This window comes from Azospirillum palustre (genome assembly GCF_002573965.1).
Lineage (GTDB): Bacteria > Pseudomonadota > Alphaproteobacteria > Azospirillales > Azospirillaceae > Azospirillum > Azospirillum palustre.
On record NZ_PDKW01000038.1, the window covers coordinates 171550 to 178128 of the forward strand.

General features: G+C 66.8%; 6 protein-coding genes and 2 pseudogenes. 2 read left to right on the forward strand and 6 right to left on the reverse strand.

Annotated elements, in window-relative coordinates:
• The first annotated feature begins 107 nt into the window (after positions 1 to 107).
• Positions 108 to 1199, forward strand: a complete 1092-nt coding sequence (locus tag CRT60_RS04570) for an MBL fold metallo-hydrolase (protein WP_098735274.1) — start codon at positions 108 to 110, stop codon at positions 1197 to 1199.
• Between the two features lie 6 nt (positions 1200 to 1205).
• Here CRT60_RS04570 and CRT60_RS04575 read toward each other — a convergent pair whose 3' ends face one another.
• A complete protein-coding gene (locus CRT60_RS04575; protein WP_098735275.1) occupies positions 1206 to 1412 on the reverse strand; it encodes a hypothetical protein in 207 nt (68 codons plus the stop codon).
• A gap of 228 nt (positions 1413 to 1640) precedes the next feature.
• Here CRT60_RS04575 and CRT60_RS04580 point away from each other — a divergent pair, with 228 nt between their 5' ends.
• Positions 1641 to 1922: a hypothetical protein gene (locus CRT60_RS04580; RefSeq protein WP_098735276.1), complete on the forward strand. Its 282-nt coding sequence runs from the start codon at positions 1641 to 1643 to the stop codon at positions 1920 to 1922.
• 100 nt (positions 1923 to 2022) lie between these two features.
• On the opposite strand, the gene CRT60_RS04585 is transcribed toward CRT60_RS04580, so the two are convergent.
• The 5 genes and pseudogenes from CRT60_RS04585 to livM all read right to left on the reverse strand — a co-directional run.
• Positions 2023 to 3123 carry a branched-chain amino acid ABC transporter substrate-binding protein gene (locus CRT60_RS04585; RefSeq protein ID WP_098735277.1) on the reverse strand — a complete coding sequence of 367 codons (1101 nt, stop codon included), beginning with the start codon at positions 3121 to 3123 and terminating at the stop codon, positions 2023 to 2025.
• A 201-nt stretch (positions 3124 to 3324) separates the two neighbouring features.
• A complete protein-coding gene (locus CRT60_RS04590; protein ID WP_098735278.1) occupies positions 3325 to 3678 on the reverse strand; it encodes a DUF6867 family protein in 354 nt (117 codons plus the stop codon).
• Position 3679: 1 nt separating this feature from the next.
• Positions 3680 to 4467: pseudogene (locus tag CRT60_RS04595) on the reverse strand (ABC transporter ATP-binding protein).
• A gap of 3 nt (positions 4468 to 4470) precedes the next feature.
• Positions 4471 to 5370, reverse strand: coding sequence for an ABC transporter ATP-binding protein (locus CRT60_RS04600; RefSeq protein WP_098735562.1), 900 nt, complete (start codon positions 5368 to 5370; stop codon positions 4471 to 4473).
• Positions 5371 to 5415: 45 nt separating this feature from the next.
• Positions 5416 to 6579, reverse strand: a pseudogene (livM, locus tag CRT60_RS04605) (high-affinity branched-chain amino acid ABC transporter permease LivM); the annotation flags it as partial.

Genomic DNA, 6579 nt, shown 5'->3' on the forward strand with positions numbered 1-6579 from the left:
AGCTTCCAATCCTGCTGCCGCAGGCCCATTTTTCCTGTTGCAGATTTGCCTCAGCCGACTCAGGGGCATTTCCTGTTGCGATAACAATAGCTTGGACAGACACCTCGATGCCCCCTACCCCGGACGGTTCGGTCGATTACCCCCTCTGCACCACTCCCGATCCCGGCGGCTGGCAGGAGGTGGCGCCCGGTGTGCTGTGGATCCGGCTGTCCCTCCCCTTCCAGCTCGACCACATCAATGTATGGGCGCTGGACGGTGGCGCCCTCGGCTGGACGCTGGTCGACTGCGGGCTTGGCGATCCGCGCAGCCGCGCGGTGTGGGAGGTGCTGCTGCACGATGCGCTGGGCGGGCGCCCGGTGGAGCGGGTGGTCGTCACCCATTTCCATCCCGACCATATCGGCGCCGCCGCCTGGCTGGTGGAGCGGACCGGTGCCGGCTTCGCCGCCTCGCTGACCGAATGGCTGGTCGCCCGCACCCTGTCGGCCGGCAACGATGCCGCCACCGACGCGGTGGTCGAACAGTTCTACCGCCGCTGCGGCCTGGAGGAGGATACGCTGCAGTCGCTGCTCGCCCGCAAGGGGGCCTACAGCCGCGGCGTGCCCGCCGTGCCGGCGACGCTGACCCGCCTGCGGGCCGGCGACCGGCTGCCGGTGGGCGACCGCCATTGGACGGTGATCGGCGGCAGCGGCCATACGGCGGAACCGGTCAGCCTGTACCGTCCGGCCGGCGGCGGCAGCCCGGACCTGCTGATTTCCGGCGACCAGATCCTTCCGCGCATCAGCCCGAACATCAGCGTCTGGCCGTCCGAACCGGATGCCGATCCGCTCGCCGACTATCTCGCCAGTCTTGAGGGGTGGAGCGTCCTGCCGGCGGACACGCTGGTCCTGCCCTCCCACGGCCGCCCCTTCCACGGCCTGCACCGGCGTGCGGAGGAGCTGGCTCTCCACCATGGGGAGCGGCTGGCCGAGATCGAGACTCTGTGTGCAGCCCCCCGGACCGCCGCGGCAGTGACGCGGGCACTGTTTCCCCGCCCGCTCGATCCGCAGCAGATGCTTTTCGCCGTGGGCGAGGCGGTGGCCCACCTCAACCACCTGATCCGCAAGGGGCGGCTGGAGCGGACCGTTGGGCCGGCTGGCGAGCCGGCTTCGCTTCCGCCGGCCGACCTCTACCGCCGGCCGGCCGCCATCGCAGCGGCCTGACGTCGGTTATTCGGTGACGATCTCGAACTCGTGCGGATCGAGCAGCGTCGTCACCGACAGGGTTTTCAACGTCTTCGGGTCGTCGGTACGCTTCATCTGGGCATGTTGGGTGCCCATGCCGTCCTTGCGGATGGCGATCACTTCCCAATAGCCGCCGCTGGGGGACAGCTTGCGGTAAATCTGTCCCTCGACCACCTCGCGCTTCCTGCGCATTTTCGTTCTCCAAAACCCGTCCCATGCCGGCGACCGTCACAGTCGCCGCGAAGGGCGCCATTGAAGCACAAAAACCCCCTGCCGTGGCGAGTGTCCGTTCGGTGACCCTTTGCCGATGCCGCATTTGCGTTGTTGCGACGCAGCACGTCCGGGGTGCCCCCGATGACCCTTTGCCGCAGGGCCCCTTCGGAGTGGAACAAAAGGCGCGGCTGTGAGTTCATAGCAGTCATGAACACCGATCTCGACGTGCTTGTCTTCGCGACCCGCCTGGTTGATGAACTGGGCGAAACCGCGATTCGAATGAGCCGCGTTCGTCTTGTCGAACTCACGGCCGCCAACCACACCCGTGCCGCCGCCTTCTGGCGGGAGGTGATGGGCACATGCGAACGGCTGCTGACCGAGCGGTCGGGCCGGCGTGTGGCGACCGGGCTCTCCTCCCAGGCACTTGCCACGGCGCAGCCAGCCATGGCCCAGCACCGTGTCTCCTATGTTCCCCGACCTATTCCCTGACCGGCTCAGTCATTAAGCCCGGGCATTTCTCTGAATCCTCAAAGAAAAAGGGCCGGCACAAAGTGCCGGCCCTTTCGCGCGGAACGCAGAGGCGTTTCGCTTACTTCACTTCAGCGTACTGGCCGTTGTGCCACTTGTACCAGACATAGGCCGGGCTGGTGACGTCGCCCTTGGCGTCAAACCCGATCTTGCCGATCACGGTTTCGTAGCTGCCCTTGCGCATGACGTCGGCAACCTTGGCAGCATCGGTCGAGTTCGCCTGCTTCACCGCGTTCGCCCAGATCTGGAGAGCGGCGTAGGTGTACAGGGTGTAGCCTTCCGGCTCGTAACCCGCCTTGCGGAACTTCTCCACGACGGCCTTGGCGTCCGGCTTCTCGCGCGGATCCGGGCCGAAGGTCATCATGGTGTTCTCGCCGGCGTCGCCGGTGATGGCCCAGTACTCGTTGGTCACCAGCGCGTCGCCCGACACGATGATGGCCTTCAGGCCCTGGTCCTTCATCTGGCGGGCGATCAGGCCGGCCTCGGTGTGGTAGCCACCGACATAGACGGCGTCGATGTTCGCCTGCTTCAGCTTCGACACCAGGGCGGAATAGTCCTTCTCACCGGCCGTGTAGGCTTCGTAGATGGCTTCCTTCTGGCCGCCGGCGTTCAGCGCCTTCTGCGTCTCGTCGGCCAGACCCTTACCGTAGGCCGACTTGTCGTGCAGGATGGCGATGTTCTTGCCCTTGTACGTGTCCAGCAGATACTTGCCGGCGATCAGGCCCTGCTGGTCGTCACGGCCGCAGACGCGGAAGACGTTCTTCAGGCCCTGCTCGGTCAGCTTCGGGTTGGTCGAAGCCGGGGAGATCTGCATCATCCCTTCCTCGGCATAGACCTGGCTGGCCGGGATCGACGAGCCCGAGCAGAAGTGACCGGCCACGAACTTCACACCGGCCTTGGCCAGCTGGTTGGCGACGGCCACGGCCTGCTTGGGATCGCAGGCGTCGTCGCCGACTTCCAGCTTCAGCTTCTGGCCCAGAACACCGCCGGCGGCATTGATGTCCGCAACGGCCTGCTCCATGCCCTTCTTCATCTGCTCGCCGAAGGTGGCGTACTGGCCGGTGATCGGGCCGGCGGTGGCCACCGCGATGTCGGCCTTGGCGGCCGTGGCGGAGAGCGCGGTCGCCGCGATCGCGGCGAGAAGGGACAGCTTGAATTTCATGGGTGTGCTTGCTCCCTGTTCTATGAAGTGGTCCCTGTTGCAACATACCCCCGGCCCTTTCGGGCCTTGCCGCCGGGTCCCCTCCGGCGGGTTCCAGAATACCATACCCCGAGTGGCGCACAGTGCGACAGTTTCGCGGGCACCAATCAGCCGTACGGTCTAATTCCTTATGTCTAGTCGCACCTGCTTAACCGGCCCTGCTCAACCGGCGGTGCCGGTGCGGTCGCGCCAGGCGAACGGTCCCGCGCGCTCATAGAGCCATGGATACTGGTTGACCATGCGTCGTGCGATGGCGATGCGGTGGGCGGTGAGCGTGATCAGTCCGATGACCACCGTGTGTACGATGAAGCCCCACAAGGACAAGAGCTGCTCGCCGAACAGGCCCCAGGCGAGGAAGCGGTCGCCCACCCCCAGCAGCAGCGAATAGGCCAGCACGCTGGAGACCGGCTTCCACCCCTCCGCCAACGTCTGCCCGGTCAGCACGCCGCAGCCGCCGAACACCAGCACCGTCAGGAACACGAACACCGGAAGCGAAGAGCCGAGGATCGTTTCCATCTCAATGTCCCCCTTCCAGATAGGCCGCGCGGACCTCCGGGTCGGCCAGGAGCTGCGCCCCCGTCCCCGTCATCGTGATCTTCCCCGTCACCATCACATAGGCCCGGTGCGCCAGCTTCAGCGCATGGAAGGCGTTCCCGTCCCCGTCATCGTGATCTTCCCCGTCACCATCACATAGGCCCGGTGCGCCAGCTTCAGCGCATGGAAGGCGTTCTGCTCCACCATGAACACCGTCATCTTCTGTTCCCGGTTGATCTCCTGGATCACCTGGAAGATCTGCTTCACGATCAGCGGCGCCAGACCCAGCGACGGCTCGTCCAGCAGCAGAAGCCGCGGCTGGCTCATCAAGGCCCGCCCGATCGCCAGCATCTGCTGCTCGCCGCCCGACATCGTGCCGGCGCGCTGGTTGATGCGCTCCTTCAGCCGCGGGAACAGCGTCAGCACCCGCTCCAGCTCGCGCTCGAAGCTGCCGGGCTGGGCGACGATGGAGCCCATCTGCAGGTTTTCCAGCACCGTCATGCGCGGGAAGATGCGCCGGCCCTCGGGAGACTGCGCGATGCCGCGCCGCACGATCTCGTGGGTGGGGAGGTCGGTGATGTCCTCGCCCTCGAAGAACACCCGGCCCTGACGCGCCCGCGGACTGCCGCAGATCGTCATCAGCAGCGTCGACTTGCCCGCCCCGTTGGCGCCGATCAGCGAGACGATCTCGCCGGCGCCAATCTCGATGTCGATGCCCTTCAGCGCCTCGATGGCGCCGTAGAAGGTGTGGACGCCCGATACCTTCAGCATGGCTCAGGCTCCCTTCTGCGCGCTGGTCTGGCCGGCGGTGGGCGCGATGTGCAGGTCGGCGGCGACCTCCGGCGGCAGGGCTTCGTCCTCGTCCTCGCCCAGATAGGCGCGGATCACCGCCGGGTCGTTCTTCACATGCTCCGGATTGCCGTCGGAAATCTTCCGGCCATAGTCCAGCACCACCACATGGTCGGAAATGCGCATCACAACGCTCATGTCATGCTCGATCAGCAACACGCCGGTGCGGTGGCCCTGCGGCGTCTGTACGTCGCGGATGAAGGTCAGGATCTCGGCCAGCTCCCCCGACTCGCGCGGGTTCAGGCCGGCCGCCGGCTCGTCCAGGCACAGCAGAACCGGCTCGGTGCACATGGCGCGGGCGATCTCCAGACGGCGCTGGGCGCCATAGGGCAGGTTGCCGGCTTCCCAGTCGGCGAACTCGGTCAGGCGGACCCGGTCCAGCCAGTATTTCGCCAGCTCCACCGCCTCATGCTCGGCCTTGCGGAAGCCGGGCAGGCCGAGCAGGCCGGCGATGGCGAAGCCCGACGCCCGCATCAGCTTGTTGTGCTGGGCGACGATCAAATTCTCCAGGACGCTCATGCCGCTGAACAGCCGGATGTTCTGGAAGGTGCGCGCCACCCCGGCCAGCTGGGCGATGCGGTAGCCCGGCATCCGCTCCAGCAGGAACTCCTTGCCGGCGGGATGGCGCAGCGTCAGCCGCCCCACCGTCGGGGTGTAGAAGCCGGTGACGCAGTTGAACAGCGTCGTCTTGCCGGCGCCGTTCGGGCCGATCAGCGCGGTGATCTCGCCCGCCCGCGCCTCGAACGACACGTCGTTGTTCGCCACCAGACCGCCGAAGCGCATGGTCAGGTGTTCGACGCTCAGCAAAGGCTTTTCGGTGTTCATCGGTGCGGCGCTCATTTCGCGGCTCCCGCCGGGATCGGCTTCTTGCCCATGCAGGAGGATGGTCGGGTCGCGGTGGGCCAGCAGGCCGCGCGGACGCCACAGCATGATCACCACCATGCCGGCGCCGAACGCCAGCATGCGGTAGTCGGCCAGCTCGCGGAACGCTTCGGGCAGGCCGATCACCAGCAGCGTGGCGACCACCACGCCGATCTGGCTGCCCATGCCGCCCAGCACCACGATGGCCAGGATGATCGCCGACTCGATGAAGGTGAAGCTCTCCGGGCTGATGAAGCCCTGGCGCGTCGCGAAGAAGGAGCCGGCGAAGCCGCCGAACATCGCGGCAATCGCAAAGGCCGCCAGCTTCATGTTGGTGCGGTTGATGCCCAAGGACGCGCAGGCGATGTCGTCCTCGCGCAGCGCTTCCCACGCCCGGCCCAGCGGCAGCTTGCGCACCCTGAGCGTGAACAGGTTCACCACCAGCGCGAGTGCCAGGATGAGGTAGTAGAGGAAGACGATGCGGTGGAGCGGCGAGAACTCCAGCCCGAACAGCTCGTGGAAGGCGGCCATGCCCTCGGAGGGCGTGCGGGAGAAGTCGGCGATGCCGAAGAAGCTCGGCCGCGGAATGCCGGAGATGCCGTTGGGCCCGCCGGTGAACTGGTACCAGTTGACCAGGATGATGCGGATGATCTCGCCGAAGCCCAAGGTCACGATGGCGAAATAGTCGCCGCGCAGCCGCAGGACGGGGAAGCCCAGCAGCACGCCCGAGCAGGCGGCGAGCAGGCCCGCCAGCGGCAGGCAGAGCCAGAAGCTGAGCCCGAAGTAATGCGCGAGCAGCGCGTAGGAATAGGCGCCGACGGCGTAGAAGGCGACATAGCCGAGGTCGAGCAGGCCGGCGAGGCCCACCACGATGTTCAGGCCCCAGCCCAGCATGATGTAGGTCAGCAGCAGGATGCCGATGTCCAGCAGCATGCGGTCGGCCAGCGGCGTCATCGGCAGGATGGCGGCGAAGACCACGGCGACCGGGCCGATATACTTGCTGGCGTGCTGGACCTTCGCGGCGACGCGGTCCATGCGCTTGTCGCGGTCGGCCTGGCTCAGCTTGGAGCGGCCGGTGGCCACCGTCATGGCGGCACGCAGCGCGATGACGCCGCCGCCCAGCACCAGCACCAGGCGCAGCACCTGGGTCGGCATCGGCAGCACCAGCCCGAC